Raw genomic sequence first — 15,376 nt, 5'->3', positions numbered from 1 at the left:
ACTCCTCAAAAACGTGGTCGGTCGGCGTCACGACGCAATGGCGGCGACGGTGATGGTCGACGGCGCGATCCGGTCGGGCGGGCGGACCGTCAGGTCCGGCCCCGCCGCGGGCCGGTCGGCCGGGGGTAGGGGATTGGGGGCAAGGATGGCCGGCGCGGGCGCCGGGGCGTCCGCGGTCTCGCTGCGGGAGCGCCGGATCAGGCGCATGCCCTTCAGGGTCTCCACCCGCGGCTGGACGGCCATGCGGTCGGGGAACCAGGAGGCCAGCTGGCGGACCAGGGGATCCACCTGCCGCTTCCAGTTGGCCGAGGCTCCGCGGCGGCTGGCCGCCTCGGACAGGCGCGCCACCTCGGCCTCGTCGGCGGCGAGGCGGGTCAGGGTCTCCACGATGGAGCGCACGATGGTGCCGTCGTCCGCGCCGCGGATCATGAGGCCGTCGGCCCCGTGGTCGATCAGTTCGCAGACCGCGCCGACGTCCGTGGCGAGCGGCACGCAGCCGAGCCGCTGGGCTTCCAGGATGGCGAGCGGCGCGCCTTCCCAGCGGGACGGCAGCACCATCACGTCCGCCCAGCCATAGGCCCGGTTCAGGTCGCGGCTGGTGTGGATCGGCGGCACCACCGGCACGCCGATGTCGCGGAAGCGGTCCTTCCAGGAGCCGCCCGTGCCGGTCGCGATCACGTCGCTGCCGACCACCCGCCACTCGATCGGAACGCCCCGGCGCTTCAGCTCCCGGGCGGCCGCATAGAGCCGCTCGATGCCCTTCTGCGGGTCCAGGCGGCCGAGGAAGAGCACGTTCAGCGGCCGTCCCGTCGGCTTGGCCCGCCGCTGGGCCAGCACCTGGTGGCGCTCCTCCTCGGTGATGGTGTAGCTCGCCGCGTTGCGGATGTGCATCAGCTTGGCGGCCGGCACGCCCATGCCGTGGAGCCAGTTGGCCATGTCCCGCGAGCAGGTCAGGATGGTGTCGTAGACGTGCTCGAACGCGAGCGCCAGATAGGGGTGGCCGGCGTCGCGGCCGACCGGCGTCTTGTCCAGCACGTGGACGTAGTCCAGCACCTTCACGCCCTGCTGGCGCAGCGCGCCGAGCGCCGCGTTGGCCACCGCCACCTGGTTGTTGATCACCACGTCGAGGCCCGACAGGAAGCCCACGAGGTCCTCCGTCCGGGACGACGGGTCGGTGGCGAGCGTCACCTCGTGGCCCGCGAAGGTGTTCGGCCCGCCCCAGATCGGGTAGTCGTCGGCGAAGAAGTTCACCGAGGCGAACACGCCCTCCGCCTCCGGCGAGCGGGCGAACACCGGCTTGCCGAGAATGTAGAGGTGCGCCTCGCAGCCCGCCGCCTTCAGCACCCGGGCGACCGCGTAGGCCACCTTCTCGACGCCGCCGAAGCTGGCGATCGGCAGGAGGAAGCCGACGCGCAGCGGCCCGCCTTCGGCCGAGACCCGCGGCATCACGGCCCCGGAGCCCACGGCCCGGCGCAGCTGCTCGCCGTAGCGCGACCGCTCCGGCAGGTAGGGCGAGCGCCAGATCCAGCGCTTGCCGGCCTGGGACCGGTAGCCGGAGTCGCGCAGGGCGCCCAGGGTGGCGAGCAGCGTGTTGGTGGCCGAAAGGGCGCTGCCCTGCATCTCGTCCGCCGTGAACGGCGCCCGGATCACGATCTCGGTCACCGAGGGCGACGGGGCCTGGGTGCGCAGGGTCCGCACCCAGCTGTCCGTGGCGTCGTCCACGCAGGCGTTGATGATGGTGCGGGTCGCCATCCAGGCGGCCGGCTGGTCGAAGCGCACGCCCGTGTCCGGGCCGGCCCGGCGCACGTCCACCTCGATGCGGGCGGGGCTCACCTCCAGGCGCAGCGCCACGAAGTTGGACCGTTCCGAAAGGCGCTCGCCGAGCCAGAGCACGTTGTGCAGAAGGCCGAGGCGGCGCAGCGCGTCCCGGTGGCCCGGCGTCATCCAGAGCATGAAGGGCGGCACGCCGAAGGTCTCGGGCTCCACCTTGGCGGCCCAGAACCGGCGGACCAGTTCCTCAAGGCCGATTCTCGCGTGCGGCAGGGTCGCGTCCGTGAAGGTCTCCACCTGGTAGGTGCCGACGCCGACGGCCGCGTAGCGGGGCGCCTCCTCGTGCTCCCAGGCCAGCAGGGTGTCGGCCTTGAACAGGCGTTTGTGCTTCTTGTGGATGTAGCCGAGGATGGAGTCCCGGGCGCGGTTGGAGTCCCGCAGCATGCTCTCGGCCCGCTGGCGGTATTCAAAGCCGAAGAACGGGTAGTTGGCCCCCTCGAAGCCCCGGTCGATCGCCTGGAGCCAGAAGTCCCAGTCCTCGAAACCCTGGCGCATGGTCTCGTCGAAGCGCACGCCGGATTCCAGCAGCTTGCGCGATACCATGCTGCCGGCTTCGCAGATGTTGTCGAAGGTCAGGTGCAGGAGGCGGGAGTATTCGGCCGTGTAGTTGCCGTTCCAGCCGATGCCCACCTTGTCGATGTTGGGATAGACCCAGTCCACGTTCGGCCGCGCCTTCAGGAAGGCCAGCACCGACGCGATGGTCGTGGAGGTGATGCGGTTGTCCGCGTCCAGGAAGTAGATCGCCTCCAGATCCGGGAAGGTGCGCAGCGCATAGGCGATGCCGTGGTTGCGGGCCGACGACAGGCCGCCGTTCGGCTTGCGCAGGTAGTGCACGCTCGGCTCGGCCAGCGCATAGGTGCGGCCGATCTCCTGGGTCTCCGGGAAGGGGCAGCCGTCGTCCACCACGATGGTGGCGATCGGGAAGGGCGCCTCCTGGGCGAGCACCGCCTCGATCGCCTCGGTCAGGAGCACCGAGTGCTTGTAGGCGGGAATCACCACCGCCACGGTGGCGTCCGCCTCGGCGGGCTTCAGGGCGTGCGCGGGGCGGGCGCCGGCGCGGCCGTCGGGCAGGGTCTGCTGATCGAACATGGCGCCGCTCACTCGTTGACCATCAGGCTGATGTCGGACATCCGGGCCCAGGCGAAGCTGTTGTCGCCGGGCTCCAGCATGCGGGTCGCCACGAAGATGTTCTGCCAGGCGTCGATCTGGTCGGTCATGAACGCGCTCACCCGGCGCTCCTCGTCCGAGGCGCACCGCACCCAGCCGGAGAAGGCCTCGCCGGGGGCGGGCAGGCGCGTGCCGGCCAGAAGCGCCCGGGCCTTGGCGGCGTCGCCGGCCACCACGATGGCGAATTCCACCGGCCGCGCCTTCTCGTTGGCGACCGTCGCGGTTCCGGAGACCCGGATCACCGACGGCGGGCACACGGCCGGCAGGCGACCGATGGTCATGCCCACCGCCGGCGGATGGCACTGCACCGCCCGCTCCTGCGGGATGGGCGCGACGGCGGCGAAGTCGAACGACACCTCGTCCGGGTTGGCGAGCTCGATGAGGTCCACGATGCCCGGCGCCACCGGCACGTCGCGGAAGCCGTCGCGCAGGGTTTCCGGCGTCACCGCCGGGATCACCGTCGCCCAGCCGGGCAGGGAGACGCCCGGCAGGCCGCACCAGACCTGGAGCGCCAGGCTGTTCTTCAGGATGGCGCCGCCCGTGGCGGCGTTGCGGATGCGGAACATCTCCAGGGGCTGCAGGCCGCCGAGGGAGAGGCCCGGCATGGACTGCTCGTCGCCCTGCAGCTTCAGGCGCAGCTCCAACGTCCGGCGCACGCCGGCGAGCGCGCGGCGAAGGCCGAGGATGGTCCAGCCGGTCGCGATCTCGTTCGCCGGCACGATCCACCGGTCCAGGATGCGCTGGTCCTCCAGGCTGACCAGCTGGACGAGCAGCCGGGCGTCCATGTCCACCGGCGGCTGGTCGAAGTGGATGCCGATGGCGCTCACCCCGTTGGAGGCGACCGGCAGGATCTGGGCGATGCCGTCCGCGGCGAACTCGGCCATCAGGTTCGGGTGGGACGGGTCGATCACCGGGTCGTTGGAGAAGACGAGGTCGTGGGGCTGCAGGCCCCGGCGCTGCAGGAAGCCCTCCAGGGCGGCGAAGCGGTTCTGCAGGTCCTCGTTCATCTGGCGAAGGGCCGAGAGCTCGCGGAAGGCCTGCACCCGGCCGCGGGCGCTGACGGTCACGAGCTTGGTGATCTCCTTCAGCACCCGGGCGATGCCGTCGGCCCGGCGCTCCAGGCACCATTCCAGCACCGGCACCCGGGCGGTCACGCCCCGGTCCTCCAGCCAGCGCAGCAGCCGCTTCTCGGCCAGCGATCCGCGCTCCTGCACCAGGATGGCGGCGGTGTAGAGCGGCGCCTCCACGAGGGTGGACACCACGTTGCGGGCGTCCGTGAAGGTGGCGGCGCCGTCGCGCACGCCGTCGAACCACACCACCGTGGCCGCATGGATCAGTTCGTCCCCGAGCGCGTCGCGATCGAGACCGACCGCGATCACCACCGGCTCGGACAGAAGACCGCTCAGGTATTCCGGGTTCAGCTCAAACCTTTGTGCCGCCTGGGCCATCGAAAACTCCCGATCGCGCGGTTTTCAAGAGTTGCTTCCAATCCGGGCAGATAATCTCCCGTTCATGGAAGTAAATTTTCTCTCAATCTCACTGTCACCAGTGTGGATGCTCCGAAGGATGCGTGCAACAAGATCTTTTTATAGAAAATCCGCCGCATCAACTTCCGGCGATCGTTCAAATTGAACGCAAGCCGGGTTTCCGCCGCCTGGAGATCGATCGGGGGTGCAGCGCATTATTAACCGTCGTTGAAACCGGCCGCAGAAACCCCGTTAAGTCGCGTCGACCTTGCGCCGGCGGACCGGCGCCCGCGGGCGGGCCGTGAAGCGATGCTTAACGGGGTCGGATCAATCGACGGAATACAGGGAAGAAACCGGCAAAGGCCGGGGCGCGCCGGCCGCTTCGGCGCGGGCGCGGCCGGCGTGTGGTCCCGACCCGCCGGGCCCGTGCGGCGGTTCTCAGGCCTGGATTGGACCGTCAGGCCGCTCGCGCGCCGAGCGCCCGCATCCGCTCGAGGGCCGCTCGAGCGGCCCCGCCCGGGGCGCCGACGCCGCCGATCAGGGTCCGGCGGATCGGCGAGACGCCCACGAAGGCGAGGATGTTGCGCTCGATGCCGCGGATCCCGAGGGCGCCGTACCACCAGCGATAGATCGCCGCCGGCATGCCCATGGTCACCACGAGGCGGGCCGACTTGCCCTTGAAGCGCTTCTCCGGAAAGCCCTTCTCCCGGTAGGCGAAGGCGATGCCCGGCCGCGCCACCTGTTCCAGGAAGGCCTTCACCAGGGCCGGCGCGGTCCCCAGCCACAGCGGGAACACCAGCACCAGGTGGTCCGCCGCCACGATGGCGTCCGCCGCTGGCTTCAGGCTGTCCGGCACCGCCCCGTGCTCGAAGGCCGCCTGGGTGCGCAGGAACGGGATGTCCAGCCGGCAGAGCGGGATCACCTCCACCGCGTGCCCGGCTTCGCGCGCCCCGTCGGCATAGGCGGCCGCGAGCGCGTGGCAGAGCCGGGCCGGGTCCGGGTCCGGATGCCCGTCGACGACGACGATGCGCCGGCCGGTCGGGGCGGCGGATGGGGCGGGGGAGGGGGACTGGTCTGCGGTCATGGCTGGCGCCGTTCGGCTGGTCCGGGAGGATGCGATCCTCGCCGAACCGCCGGCGGCGCGCCTTGATCCAGGTCAGCCGCCCGGATCGGCGCCCCGATCAAAGCTTGAATCCGGGCCGAGCCGAGGCGATATCTCGGCCGCCGGGGAGGAGACGATCTTCCCGCCCATCGTCATCGAGCGCCCGTTCGCCGGGCTGCCAGTGCAAAGAAGAAGCGACCCATGACGACCATCGACAGCGACACGCCGGCCGTCGAGCGCCACGCCTTCGAGGCGGAGGTGTCCCGCCTCCTGCACCTGATGGTGCACGCCGTCTATTCCGACAAGGACATCTTCCTGCGCGAGCTCGTCTCCAACGCGGCCGACGCGTGCGAGAAGCTGCGCTACCTGTCGCTCGCCGACACCTCGCTCCTCGCCGGCGACGACAGCCCGCTCGCCATCACGATCGCGGGCGACGCCGCCGACGGGCGGCTCGTGGTCGCCGACAACGGCATCGGCATGAGCCACGACGAGCTGAAGGACAACCTCGGCACCATCGCGCGCTCCGGCACCCGCGCCTTCCTGGACAGCCTGAAGGACGCCAAGGAAGGCAACCAGCTGATCGGCCAGTTCGGCGTCGGCTTCTACTCCGCCTTCATGGTGGCCGAGCGGGTGCGCGTCGTCTCGCGCAAGGCCGGCACGGCCGAGGCCTTCGCCTGGGAGAGCGACGGCAAGGGCACGTTCCAGATCGCCCCCGTGCCGCTCGACGAGGCGCCCGTCCGCGGCACCCGCGTGGAGCTCTTCCTGCTCGACGACGCCAAAGCCTACGCGGAGGAGCACACCATCGAGCGCATCGTGCGCGCCTATTCGGCCCACGTGCCCGTGCCGATCCGCTACCGCGCCGAGGGCGCCGGGGAGACGCGCGACCTCGCCGACGGCTCCGCGCTCTGGGTGAAGCCGAAGGCGTCCGTCACGCCCGAGGAATACCGCGAGTTCTACGGCCACGTGGGCGGCATGTTCGACGAGCCGGCGCTCACGCTCCACTATCGGGCCGAGGGCCGGCACGAATACGCCGTCCTCCTGTTCGTGCCGTCGCAGAAGCCGTTCGACCTGTTCGATCCGTCCCGCAAGGGCCGCGTGAAGCTCTACGTCCGCCGCGTCTTCATCACCGACGAGGCCGAGATCCTGCCCGGCTGGCTGCGCTTCGTGCGCGGCGTGATCGATTCGGAAGACCTGCCGCTCAATCTCTCCCGCGAGATGCTGCAGAAGAACCCGGTCCTGGAGGCGATCGGCAAGGGCGTCACCAGCCGCGTCCTCTCCGAACTCACCCGGCTGTCCGAGACCGACGCGGAGGCCTTCGCCAAGGTGTGGGACGCGTTCGGACCGGTCCTGAAGGAGGGTCTCTACGAGGCGCCCGACCGGCGCGACGACCTCTTCAAGGTGGCGCGCTTCCGCACCACCACGTCGGGCGACGGCTGGCGCGGCCTCGCCGAGGTGGTCAAGGACCTGAAGGAGAACCAGACCGCCCTCTACTACGCCCTCGGCGAGACCCGCGAGCAGGTGCTGTCCTCGCCCCACCTCGAAGGGTACAAGGCCCGCGGCATCGAGGTCCTCATCCTCACCGACCCGGTCGACGCCTTCTGGGTGCGCACCGCCCTCGGCTTTGACGGCAAGCCGTTCAAGTCGGTCACCCAGGGCTCGGCCGACCTCGACGCCATCCCGCTTACCGATCCGGCGGCCGGCGAGAGCGCCGACGCGGGCGACGTGGCCGCCCTCGTGACGGTCCTCAAGGACGTCCTCGGCAACGGCGTCGCGGACGTGCGGGCGTCGGCTCGCCTCGCGTCCAGCCCGGTCTGCCTCGTCGCCTCCGACTTCGGCCTCGACAAGATGGCCGAGAAGCTGATGGCCCGCCACGAAGGGCGCGACGCCCTGTCGGCGCCGGTGCTGGAGATCAACCCGCGCCACGGCCTCATCAAGGCCCTCGCCGCCAAGGCCTCGGCCGGCGACTCCGCCGTCCGCGACGCAGCCCCGCTCCTCCTCGGCCAGGCCCGCATCCTCGACGGCGAAGCCCCCGACAACCCCGCCGCCTTCGCGGCCGCCGTCGCCGACCTGATGGAGAAGGCCTTCGGGTGACACGAACGAGCCGGGCGCTCCGACGACGAGCGGAGCGCCCGCTCGCACGAAGAGTCCCCGGTCGCAAGCGGACCGCCCGGTCGCAAGCGGAGCCCCGGTCGCAAGCGGAGTCCCCGGTGGCAAGCGGAGCGCCCGATCCTCCTCCCGTCATGGTCCGCGCAGGCGGACCACCCACGCCTGGGAACCGCGACGACGGACGACCGCACGCATGATCCGCCTCACGGGAAACGCGTCGGGCGCCACCCGCGGATCGTCACGCCGCCTCCCGCGGCTTCCGCCGTCGCCCCGCTTAGTTGCTCAGGAGATCGATCTTCGCGGCGCCCAGGATGCGGCTCGGCTTGTCGTGCTTCTTCGCCTGCAGGATCACGGCGCAGCCGGCCGTTCCGTCCTGGGCGATGTCGGCGAGCGGCAGTTCCACCCGCATGGCGGTGCCGTCCCAGATGCCGAGCACCTGCCAGCGCTCCACCACGTTGGTGTAGGTCACGGTGCGGCCGGTGTTCTCGCCCTTGTCGATCGACACGGTGGTCGGCTCCCGGAAGGCCGCGATCCAGAGCGAGGTGCGCTGGCCGGGAAGCGGCGCGCCGGCCGGCACCTCCACGATGACCTTGTCGCCCTCCACCCGGGCGCTGATCGGCACGCTCGGCCCGTGGCCGGACCGCCGCGCGGTCTCGATCGCGCCGCGCACCTTGTGCTCGTCGGAGCCGATCACCGCCACGCTGCCGTTGATCACCGCCTGCGGGGTGTAGACCTCGTTGTCCCCCCGCACCTTGGCGTAGCCCTTCTGGCGCTTGGAGAAGTCCGGCCGGGCGAAGGTGTCGCGCCAGCCGAGGTAGTCCCAGTAGTCGACCGGAAAGGTGAGGGCGATCACCGAGGGGTCCGCCGCGAGGTTCGCGAGGGTCTGGTCCGCCGGCGGGCAGGACGAGCAACCCTGGCTGGTGAAGAGCTCCACCACCGTCACGGTCCGCGCCGCCTCGCCGGCGTGCGCCTGGCCGCCGCCGATCGCCTGGGCGGCGCCCAGCGCCGCCAAGAGGCAGCCCACGGCCAGCGGCTTCAGCCGCCCGCCTGTGATCCGTCCCGGTGTTTCGGCCTTCATACGCATGGGTCCAAACGCATCGTCGCGGCCGGGCGCCTGTCGCCCGCCGTCACGATCCAATATGGAGCATGGCCGGATCGGTGCCACTCAAATCTGGTTGACCCGTCCGGCACCGGCGATCACGCCCGCCGCTTGGCCGTCACCTCGATCTCCACCTTCATCTCCGGCCGGATCAGCCCGCACACGATCATGGTGGCGGCCGGCCGGATGGCGGCGAAATAGGATCCCACCACGGGAAACACCACGTCCGCATGGGCCGCGTCCGTCACGTAGTAGGTGGCCCGCACCACGTCCTCGAGCGCGAAGCCGCCCTCGGCCAGGGCCTTGCGGATCGTCTCCATGGCGTTGCGGGTCTGGTCCTCCACGCTCTCCGGCATGGCCATGGCGGCATAGTCGTAGCCGGTGGTGCCGGCCACGAACGCCCAGTCGCCGTCGATCACCGCGCGGGAATAGCCGGCGGCCGCCTCGAACGGCGAACCGGTGGAGACGAGGGTCCGGGTCGTGGGCCGTGTCATCGGGCGCGGTCCTTCCTGGTCGCGGATGCGAAAACGGCGCCGGCCGCGGGGCCGACGCCGTGACGGGGGGTGCCGGGCCGGGCCGTCAGGCCCAGGGGCGCTCGGCGGCGAGCCGGGTCTCGAAGGCCGCGATGGAGGGCTGCTTCTCCATGGTCAGGCCGATGTCGTCGAGGCCGTTCAGCAGGCAGTGCTTCTTGAACGGGTCGATGTCGAACCGGATGGTGCCGCCGTCCGGGCCGGTGATGGTCTGGGCGTCCAGGTCCACCGTCAGCACCGCGTTGGCGCCGCGCTCCGCGTCGTCCATCAGGAGCTTCAGCTCGTCCGGCGTCACCACGATCGGCAGGATGCCGTTCTTGAAGGTGTTGTTGTAGAAGATGTCGGCGAACGAGGTGGAGATCACGCAGCGGATGCCGAAGTCGAGCAGCGCCCACGGGGCGTGCTCGCGCGAGGAGCCGCAGCCGAAGTTGTCGCCGGCGATCAGGATCTGGGCGTTCCGGTAGGCCGGCTTGTTGAGCACGAAGTCCGGGTTCTCGGTGCCGTCCTCGTTGAAGCGCATCTCCGAGAAGAGGCCCGTGCCGAGCCCGGTGCGCTTGATCGTCTTCAGGTACTGCTTGGGGATGATCATGTCGGTGTCGACATTGACGATCGGCAGCGGCGCCGCGACGCCGGTGAGCACGGTGAACTTCTGCATGGGACCCTCGTCCAAATCCGTCGGCCGGCCCCGTCGGGGACGGCCCGGTTCTCGTGCCCTTGTCTCTAGGGAAACCGCCCGGTTCCGGTCAAGGCGAAAACAAGGGCGGCCGCCGTCGCGCGCCCGCCGGCCGTCCGGTCACGCCGCCTTGACGAGGCCCATGGTCGGGTCGCGCCCCAGCATCAGGTTCAGGTTCTGCACCGCCGCGCCCGACGCGCCCTTGCCGAGGTTGTCGTAGACGGCGACGAGCAGCGCCTGCCGGCGGTCGTCGTTGCCGAACACGTGGAGGCGCATGCGGTTGGTGTCGTTGAAGACGCGCGGATCGAGGGTCGGCAGCTTCTCCACCGCCTCCAGCGGCGCCACCGACACGAAGGCCTCGCCGTCGTAGCGGGCGGTCAGCGCGTCGTGGATCGCCTTCACGGTCGGCGTGCCGGGCACGGACCAGAGCTGCAGCGGCACGAAGGTCAGCATGCCCTGGGCGAAGGCGCCCACCGCCGGCTGGAACAGCGGGTCCTGCGCGAGGCCCGCGTAGCGCTTCATCTCCGGCAGGTGCTTGTGCCTGAAGCCGAGGGCGTAGGGCATGTAGGGCGCCGGGTCCTCGGCCGTCTCGTACTCGGCGATCATCGCCTTGCCGCCGCCCGAATAGCCGGAAAGGGCGTTGAGGGTGATCGGCGTGTCCGCCGGCAGGAGGCCGGCGTCGACCAGCGGCCGCACGGTGGCGATCAGGCCCTGCGGGTAGCAGCCCGGGTTCGCCACCCGGTTCGCGCCGGCGATCGCCTCGGCCTGGCCGGGCGCCATCTCGGCGAAGCCGTAGGTCCAGCCGTCCGCGATGCGGAAGGCCGTGGAGGCGTCGATCACCCGCGTCGCCGGGTTCTCGATCAGCGACACCGCCTCCCGGGCGGCGTCGTCCGGCAAGCAGAGGATCGCCACGTCGGCGGCGTTCAGCAGGCGGCGGCGCTCCTCCGGGTCCTTGCGCTTCTCCGGCGCGATGGAGAGGAGCGTCACGTCGGAGCGGCCGGCGAGGCGCTCGCGGATCTGCAGCCCGGTGGTGCCGGCCTCGCCGTCGATGAAGATGCTCGCAAGGGTCATGGCCCGAAGTCCTACGGAGATGGCTGAAGGGCCGCGGGGGCTGGACCGCCGCGGCCGACGAGCGGTTTCCTATCATCAAGCGCCGGTCCCTGTCATGACGGCCGGACGCGGGTCCGCCCCGCGTGGAACGAGACCCGGACGACGGCCGCACCGGGCGGCGGACCGTCGCCGGCACCGAAGCCCGCGGCCGGGCCAGGACGGGGCGCAGCGCCGGGTCCGGTCCCGGCGCCCGCGCGGCCGGCCTCAGCCCGCCGCCGCCTCGATGGCGTCCATGTCGTCGTCGGAGAGGCCGAAATGATGGCCGATCTCGTGGATCAGCACGTGGGTCACCACGGCGCCCAGGGTCTCCTCGTGCTCGGCCCAGTAGTCGAGGATCGGTCGCCGGTAGAGCCAGACCCGGTTCGGCATCCGGCCCGTGTGGCCGACCACGCTGTCGTGGGCGAGCCCGACGCCCTGGAAGAGGCCCAGGAGATCGAACGGGCTCTCCAGACCCAGGTCCTTCAGGGCCTCGTCGTCGGGGAAGTCGTCCACCCGGATCTCCACGTCGCCGCAGAGGGCGCGGAACGCCTCCGGCAGCTCCGCGAACGCCTTGTCCCCGAGGGCGACGAAGTCGTCGAGGTCGGGCGCGGCGGCGTCGTGCCAGCGCGCAATGCGTCGGGCGGTGTCGTCCGGTCGGCTCATGGATGGGGTCTCGGCTGCGGTCTGTCCTCCGGTCAGAGATAGGCGCTCGCGAGCCAGACCAGAAGCCCCACCGTGGCGAGGAGCGACAGCGCGCGACCGATGATCACGGCGCGCCGCTCCACCGGATCCTCCTCGTCCACGTCCGCGGCGCCGAAATGGCGCCCGAGCCGGGTCTTGGAGCGGGTGAGGATCGGCTCCGCGAAGGCGCCCGATTGGGCGGTGATCCGCTCCATCTCGCGCCGCGCCGCCTCGGCCCGCGCCTCGTTCGGATCCTCTCTTGTCGTCATGGATCTCTCCTCCTGGTCCGGCCGTTCAGACGGATGAGGCCGGACCGCCGCCGGGGTCCGAAAGGCTTGCATCCGGAGGCGGCTTGTCTTCACACTCTACACGACGGCCCGTCGCGAATCCGGAGGTCGCCCATGACGAGACTCTTCACCGCGCTCGAGATCCCCTCTCCGGTGGCGATGCACCTCTCGCTTCTGAAGGGCGGCCTGCCCGGGGCCCGCTGGATCGATCCGGAGAACTACCACGTCACCCTGCGCTTCATCGGCGATACCGACGGGCGCACCGCCGACGAGGTGGCCAACGCCCTCGACCGGGTCTACCGGCCGCCGTTCCGCCTCACCCTCTCCGGGCTCGACTGCTTCGCCTCCGGCCGCTCGCCCCACTCGCTCTACGCCCGGGTGGAGCCGACGCCCGGCCTCGTCGAGCTCCAGGCCGAGCACGAGCGCATCCTGCAGCGGCTCGGCCTGCCGGCGGAGGGCCGGCGCTACGTGCCGCACGTCACCATCGCGCGGCTGCGCGGCACCTCGTCGGCGGACGCGGCGGCCTGGCTCGCCGCCCATGGCGACTTCCGGGTGCCCCCCTTTGACGTGGACCGCTTCGTCCTCTACTCGTCCCGGGCCTCGACCGGCGGTGGCCCCTACCTCATCGAGGAGGCCTATCCGCTGGCGGCCTGATCCTCGCGCGGCGACGGTGCATCGATGAGCGTGCTTCCCGACTGGCCCGTCCTCCTCGCCTACACCGGCGCGGTGGTGCTTCTCACCCTCACGCCGGGGCCGGACATGGCGCTCTACGTTGGCCGCACGCTCGCCCACGGGCGGGCGGCGGGCTTCGCGGCCTTCCTGGGCACCGCCGCCGGCCTCGTCTGCCACGCGGTGTTCGCCGCCGTCGGCCTTTCCGCCCTCGTGGCCGCGTCCGCGGCGGCCTTCACGGCGCTGAAGATCGCCGGGGCGCTCTATCTCCTGTTCCTCGCCGTCCAGGCGGTCCGCAAGGGCTCCGCCTTCGCGCCCGCCGAGGGGGCCGGCGAGGCGCGGCCGTCGCTCGCCCGCAGCTTTCTCACCGGCTTTCTGGTCAACGTCCTCAACCCGAAGATCGTGCTCTTCTTCCTCACCTTCCTGCCGCAGTTCGTCGATGCCGCCGATCCGCAGGCGGCCGCGAAGCTGTTCGTTCTCGGGCTCTGGTACATCCCGGTCACGCTGCCGCCGACCATCGCGATGATCCTCGGCGCGTCCGCCCTCGCCGCCGCCCTCAAGGCCCGGCCCGCGATCATGCGCGCGCTCGACTGGCTGTTCGCCGGCGTCATGGGAGCCTTCGCCGTCCGCCTGCTGGCGACGCGCACCGGCTGACCCGGACGCGCCGGTCCGCCGGACGGCGGGCTCGGGCGCGCACTCGTGGCGTCGGGGGAGAGGAGCGCCGCGTCAGGCCGCCCGGTCGGGCGCGCCCGTCTTCGAAGCGCCCGTCTCCGGCGCCTTCACGGACCCGTCCAGCCGCCGCGGCGGCGGTTCGGCCGGCATCAGCCCGGCGTTCCGGCCGGCCACCACCCAGTAGACGAGCCCGGCCACGAAGCCGGTCGCCATCAGGATGGATCCGTCCGCCTCAAGCGTGGTGTCCCCCGCCTGCAGCCCGCCGAAGGCGGTCGCCGCCGCGAGGCCCATCAGCCCCCAGGCGCCGGCGTGGACGATCACGGAGCGGATGCCAAGCACTTCCGTCACGAGCGCCAGGATCACGGCCGGCACGAAGGCCATGGAGCCGACCACCGCCGCGGTCAGCCCGCCGTAGAGGGCGAACTGCCCCCAGAACCAGCCGGCCGTCTCCGCCGACGCGGGCTCGACGCCCACCTTCACGGCGACGAAGAAGGCGGCCGCGGTCGCGATGGCCGCCAGGAAGCCGATCATGGTGGCGAACACCCGGCCGACCGCGCGCATGAGCCGTCCTTCTCCCTCGTCCGCGTGGTGGGCGGCCGGTCCGTTGCCGCCGCCCGTCCGCGATCAGTCCTCGCCGAGACCGGACACCATGGCGCGCATGGCCCAGTCGCTCTCGCTCTCCAGCGGACCGGCGGCCTCCAGGGCCTCCCGGTCGCGCTTGCGCAGGCGTTCGGTCTCTGACTTCAGCTGGCCGCAGGCGGCCAGGATGTCGCGGCCGCGCGGGGTGCGGATCGGCGAGGCGTAGCCGGCGTCGTTCACCACCTTGGCGAAGGCCTCGATCCGGTCCCACGACGAGCAGCCGTAGTTGGAGCCCGGCCACGGGTTGAACGGGATGAGGTTGATCTTCGCCGGGATGCCCTTCAGCAGGCGGACGAGTTCCCGCGCGTCGGCGAGGCTGTCGTTCACCTCGTCGAGCATCACGTACTCGAAGGTGATCCGGCGGGCGTTGGACAGGCCCGGATAGGCCCGGCAGGCGGCGAGCAGGTCCTTCAGCGGATACTTCTTGTTGAGCGGCACCAGGATGTCGCGGAGGTCGTCCCGCACCGCGTGGAGCGAGATCGCCAGCATCACGCCGATCTCGTCGCCCGTGCGGGCGATGTTCGGCACCACGCCGGAGGTGGAGAGCGTCACCCGCCGCTTGGAGAGCGACAGGCCGTCGCCGTCGGTGGCGATCAGCAGCGCCTGCTTCACCGCGTCGAAATTGTAGAGCGGCTCGCCCATGCCCATCATGACGATGTTGGAGACGAGCCGGCCCTCGCTCGGGATCATGCCGTCGGCGGTCTGCTGGGCGTTCGGATAGTCGCCCAGCCGGTCGCGCGCGACGAGGATCTGGGCCAGGATCTCCTCGGCCGTCAGGTTGCGGACGAGGGTCTGGGTGCCGGTGTGGCAGAAGGAGCAGGTCAGCGTGCACCCGACCTGGGACGAGACGCACAGGGTGCCGCGTCCCTCCTCCGGAATGTAGACGGTCTCGATCTCCACCGGCCGGCCGGCGCCGCGCGGCGGGAAGCGCAGCAGCCACTTGCGGGTGCCGTCGCGGGAGATCTGCTCGGTCACGATCTCCGGCCGCTTCAGCGTGAAGGCGGCGGCAAGGCCCGCGCGCAGCTCCTTGGCGACGTTGGTCATGGCGTCGAACGAGGTCGCGCCGCGCACGTAGAGCCAGTGCCAGATCTGGCCGACGCGCATGCGCACCTGCCGCTCCGGCACGCCGATGGACGCGAGGGCCTCGCCCATCTCCTTCCGGGTCATGCCGACGAGCGACGGCTTGTCGGCCGACGGGGCGATGATCGCGGCGGAGGGGGAGGGGCGACGCGAAAGGTCGAGCGTGACCGCCATGATGAACGAGATCCGGTCCTGAAGGCTTGCGGGCGGCGCCGGGCGTTCGCCCAACGCGTCGAGCGGCCGCAAGCGCCTTATCGCGCTTCGGCCGGTCCGTACGTGTCCGTCA

At 71.3% G+C, this 15,376-nt stretch carries 14 protein-coding genes; 3 read left to right on the top strand and 11 right to left on the bottom strand.

The window, feature by feature from the left end:
• Positions 1-27: 27 nt before the first annotated feature.
• The 3 genes from HND91_RS00260 to HND91_RS00250 all read right to left on the bottom strand — a co-directional run bounded on the left by HND91_RS00260 (position 28) and on the right by HND91_RS00250 (position 5,547).
• The gene (locus HND91_RS00260) at positions 28-2,919 is read right to left on the bottom strand and encodes a glycosyltransferase (RefSeq protein WP_181704517.1); all 2,892 of its coding nucleotides are present in this window, start codon (positions 2,917-2,919) and stop codon (positions 28-30) included.
• Between the two features lie 8 nt (positions 2,920-2,927).
• Complete coding sequence (locus HND91_RS00255; protein ID WP_181704516.1) at positions 2,928-4,445, bottom strand: DUF6212 domain-containing protein; 1,518 nt, start codon at positions 4,443-4,445, stop codon at positions 2,928-2,930.
• Positions 4,446-4,920: 475 nt separating this feature from the next.
• Positions 4,921-5,547, bottom strand: coding sequence for an NAD(P)H-dependent oxidoreductase (locus tag HND91_RS00250; protein WP_181704515.1), 627 nt, complete (start codon positions 5,545-5,547; stop codon positions 4,921-4,923).
• Between the two features lie 219 nt (positions 5,548-5,766).
• On the opposite strand from HND91_RS00250, the gene htpG reads away from it, so the two are divergent.
• Positions 5,767-7,656, top strand: a complete 1,890-nt coding sequence (gene htpG, locus HND91_RS00245) for a molecular chaperone HtpG (RefSeq protein WP_181704514.1) — start codon at positions 5,767-5,769, stop codon at positions 7,654-7,656.
• Positions 7,657-7,945: 289 nt separating this feature from the next.
• Here the strand turns inward: htpG and HND91_RS00240 are convergent, their stop codons facing one another.
• The 6 genes from HND91_RS00240 to HND91_RS00215 all read right to left on the bottom strand — a co-directional run bounded on the left by HND91_RS00240 (position 7,946) and on the right by HND91_RS00215 (position 12,012).
• Positions 7,946-8,755, bottom strand: a complete 810-nt coding sequence (locus tag HND91_RS00240) for a DUF1223 domain-containing protein (protein WP_246329232.1) — start codon at positions 8,753-8,755, stop codon at positions 7,946-7,948.
• A gap of 113 nt (positions 8,756-8,868) precedes the next feature.
• Positions 8,869-9,264, bottom strand: coding sequence for a RidA family protein (locus HND91_RS00235; RefSeq protein ID WP_181704513.1), 396 nt, complete (start codon positions 9,262-9,264; stop codon positions 8,869-8,871).
• A gap of 85 nt (positions 9,265-9,349) precedes the next feature.
• Positions 9,350-9,955, bottom strand: coding sequence for a 3-isopropylmalate dehydratase small subunit (leuD, locus tag HND91_RS00230; protein ID WP_181704512.1), 606 nt, complete (start codon positions 9,953-9,955; stop codon positions 9,350-9,352).
• Between the two features lie 138 nt (positions 9,956-10,093).
• Complete coding sequence (argC, locus tag HND91_RS00225) at positions 10,094-11,044, bottom strand: N-acetyl-gamma-glutamyl-phosphate reductase (RefSeq protein WP_181704511.1); 951 nt, start codon at positions 11,042-11,044, stop codon at positions 10,094-10,096.
• A gap of 243 nt (positions 11,045-11,287) precedes the next feature.
• Complete coding sequence (locus HND91_RS00220; RefSeq protein ID WP_181704510.1) at positions 11,288-11,725, bottom strand: metallopeptidase family protein; 438 nt, start codon at positions 11,723-11,725, stop codon at positions 11,288-11,290.
• A 32-nt stretch (positions 11,726-11,757) separates the two neighbouring features.
• Positions 11,758-12,012 carry a hypothetical protein gene (locus tag HND91_RS00215; protein WP_181704509.1) on the bottom strand — a complete coding sequence of 85 codons (255 nt, stop codon included), beginning with the start codon at positions 12,010-12,012 and terminating at the stop codon, positions 11,758-11,760.
• Positions 12,013-12,144: 132 nt separating this feature from the next.
• Between HND91_RS00215 and thpR the strand changes: the two genes are divergently transcribed.
• Positions 12,145-12,684 (top strand): RNA 2',3'-cyclic phosphodiesterase, encoded by a 540-nt coding sequence (gene thpR, locus HND91_RS00210; RefSeq protein ID WP_181704508.1) that lies wholly within the window; start codon positions 12,145-12,147, stop codon positions 12,682-12,684.
• 24 nt (positions 12,685-12,708) lie between these two features.
• Positions 12,709-13,353, top strand: a complete 645-nt coding sequence (locus tag HND91_RS00205) for a LysE family translocator (RefSeq protein ID WP_181704507.1) — start codon at positions 12,709-12,711, stop codon at positions 13,351-13,353.
• A 72-nt stretch (positions 13,354-13,425) separates the two neighbouring features.
• Here the strand turns inward: HND91_RS00205 and HND91_RS00200 are convergent, their stop codons facing one another.
• Positions 13,426-13,932, bottom strand: a complete 507-nt coding sequence (locus HND91_RS00200) for a hypothetical protein (protein ID WP_181704506.1) — start codon at positions 13,930-13,932, stop codon at positions 13,426-13,428.
• Between the two features lie 63 nt (positions 13,933-13,995).
• Complete coding sequence (rlmN, locus tag HND91_RS00195; protein WP_181704505.1) at positions 13,996-15,264, bottom strand: dual-specificity RNA methyltransferase RlmN; 1,269 nt, start codon at positions 15,262-15,264, stop codon at positions 13,996-13,998.
• Positions 15,265-15,376: the final 112 nt, after the last annotated feature.

It is taken from the genome of Chthonobacter rhizosphaerae (genome assembly GCF_013839525.1).
Lineage (GTDB): Bacteria > Pseudomonadota > Alphaproteobacteria > Rhizobiales > Pleomorphomonadaceae > Chthonobacter > Chthonobacter rhizosphaerae.
This window is presented reverse-complemented; position numbering and strand designations above follow the sequence as displayed.

Bases quoted from the DNA above. Each gene is read 5' to 3' on its own strand.
- HND91_RS00235 (WP_181704513.1), bottom strand. From the start codon at position 9,264: ATGACACGGCCCACGACCCGGACCCTCGTCTCCACCGGTTCGCCGTTC.
- htpG (WP_181704514.1), top strand. From the start codon at position 5,767: ATGACGACCATCGACAGCGACACGCCGGCCGTCGAGCGCCACGCCTTC.
- HND91_RS00240 (WP_246329232.1), bottom strand. From the start codon at position 8,755: ATGCGTATGAAGGCCGAAACACCGGGACGGATCACAGGCGGGCGGCTG.
- argC (WP_181704511.1), bottom strand. From the start codon at position 11,044: ATGACCCTTGCGAGCATCTTCATCGACGGCGAGGCCGGCACCACCGGG.
- HND91_RS00215 (WP_181704509.1), bottom strand. From the start codon at position 12,012: ATGACGACAAGAGAGGATCCGAACGAGGCGCGGGCCGAGGCGGCGCGG.
- thpR (WP_181704508.1), top strand. From the start codon at position 12,145: ATGACGAGACTCTTCACCGCGCTCGAGATCCCCTCTCCGGTGGCGATG.
- leuD (WP_181704512.1), bottom strand. From the start codon at position 9,955: ATGCAGAAGTTCACCGTGCTCACCGGCGTCGCGGCGCCGCTGCCGATC.
- HND91_RS00220 (WP_181704510.1), bottom strand. From the start codon at position 11,725: ATGAGCCGACCGGACGACACCGCCCGACGCATTGCGCGCTGGCACGAC.
- HND91_RS00260 (WP_181704517.1), bottom strand. From the start codon at position 2,919: ATGTTCGATCAGCAGACCCTGCCCGACGGCCGCGCCGGCGCCCGCCCC.
- HND91_RS00205 (WP_181704507.1), top strand. From the start codon at position 12,709: ATGAGCGTGCTTCCCGACTGGCCCGTCCTCCTCGCCTACACCGGCGCG.
- HND91_RS00250 (WP_181704515.1), bottom strand. From the start codon at position 5,547: ATGACCGCAGACCAGTCCCCCTCCCCCGCCCCATCCGCCGCCCCGACC.
- HND91_RS00200 (WP_181704506.1), bottom strand. From the start codon at position 13,932: ATGCGCGCGGTCGGCCGGGTGTTCGCCACCATGATCGGCTTCCTGGCG.
- HND91_RS00255 (WP_181704516.1), bottom strand. From the start codon at position 4,445: ATGGCCCAGGCGGCACAAAGGTTTGAGCTGAACCCGGAATACCTGAGC.
- rlmN (WP_181704505.1), bottom strand. From the start codon at position 15,264: ATGGCGGTCACGCTCGACCTTTCGCGTCGCCCCTCCCCCTCCGCCGCG.